Below are 1363 nucleotides of genomic sequence, written 5' to 3'. Positions count from 1 at the left end.
TGTGCCGACACAGATGCCGTTGCAGTCGACTACAAAACCATTCGGTATTCAGGCAAGGAGCGGGATGCGACGAGGCTTTATTATTATGGGTTTCGCTATTACGTACCGTGGTTGCAGCGTTGGTTGAGTCCCGACCCCGCAGGCACTGTCGATGGTTTGAATCTGTATTGGATGACCCGAAACAATCCGGTGAGTTTTATCGATGATGATGGGGCTGTGACGCGCAAGAAGCAGGCAAGCGGTCTTTGGGAACCGGTGATCGCAGTGGGAGATCAACGCAAGGTGCCGGGCGCCAAGCCAGTTGATGCGGGGAAGCCTGTCTCGATGGTGCCATTCACGGGGCAACCGACGGATATCCGCAAGGCATTATCAGTACCGGAGTTTAGGGGGGTGAGTGTCAATACTGACTTGCTGATGTCAACGAAAGTCGCTTACTCCCCCCAGGTCGGTTCGCAACTGGCGCAAAAGGCAGGGGGCGCCAGTTTTATCTTTTCAATGCAGCGGATGACGTATGCCGGTGCGGCGAAGGGCGAGTTCAATGCACTCAAGGTCGTCGACATCGCCGCGGGTGAAATACCTGATCAGTCCAGTTCAGTCTCTGCCTATTGGGCTCCGCAGGGCGGGTACGTGGACATACCGGTCCACCCTAAAGGCACGGACCCCGAGTTTGTTTTTACACCGGGTTTCAGTGGTTGTTCACTGACCGTGGATCAACTCAACGCCAATGTGTTGCGCGTAAGGCATGTGGAGGGCTCGAAGGAAGATGCCCAATACAACAAGTTACCCGCCGCTGAACATGGAATGGGACTCAGTGCAGCCATGGAGTTTCCGGATTACGGATTTGACGTTGATGAAAACAACAATGTGGTCACAGAAACAACCGGGTTTGCCTTTATGAGGTATGACCGAAAGCTACGCACGTGGGACATTCACTATCAAACTCTTCAGGGCGCAGTGGGGATTGGGAAGTACTCCCCGGCCAAGAAAAGCTTTTTTGGAGGGGCGAAGTCCTCCGTGAATGTTTTCGAGCGCACCAAGGTCCGAAGGACCATGAGCAAGAAGGTCGTCACCGCTTAATAAACGCTCAGGAAGCCCCAACCCACGCCACTGGCGATAGCTAACGCAGGGGCTTGTTGTGTTATCGATCAATCACTGCGCGATGGGCGCCAGCTCGCAATTCGCGGATCTGTCACTGTTGCCGTTGGTCGCAACTGTAATTTTTGACAGTAGCCATGCCGTGGCGCGAGCGGTTAGATAACCGCTAGCTAACAGGGACGCGCCGGCATGCACTCTAAAACCTCCACCGTTTCGGTCGTCGACTCGCGAGCGCTGACGATCCGTTCCATTGATTATTGGCGCGAGG

At 54.7% G+C, this 1363-nt stretch carries 1 protein-coding gene; it reads left to right on the top strand.

Going from position 1 to position 1363, the window contains the following annotated elements:
* The coding region (locus D882_RS1000000133370; RefSeq protein ID WP_177327630.1) for an RHS repeat-associated core domain-containing protein at nucleotides 1-1077 on the top strand (1077 nt) is incomplete at its 5' end.
* Nucleotides 1078-1363 lie beyond the last annotated feature (286 nt).

It is taken from the genome of Pseudomonas sp. URMO17WK12:I12, from assembly GCF_000514395.1.
In the GTDB taxonomy this organism is placed as follows: Bacteria; Pseudomonadota; Gammaproteobacteria; order Pseudomonadales; family Pseudomonadaceae; genus Aquipseudomonas; species Aquipseudomonas mucoides.
Note: the sequence above shows the minus strand (reverse complement) of the source record. Positions and strands in the feature narration are given on the sequence as shown.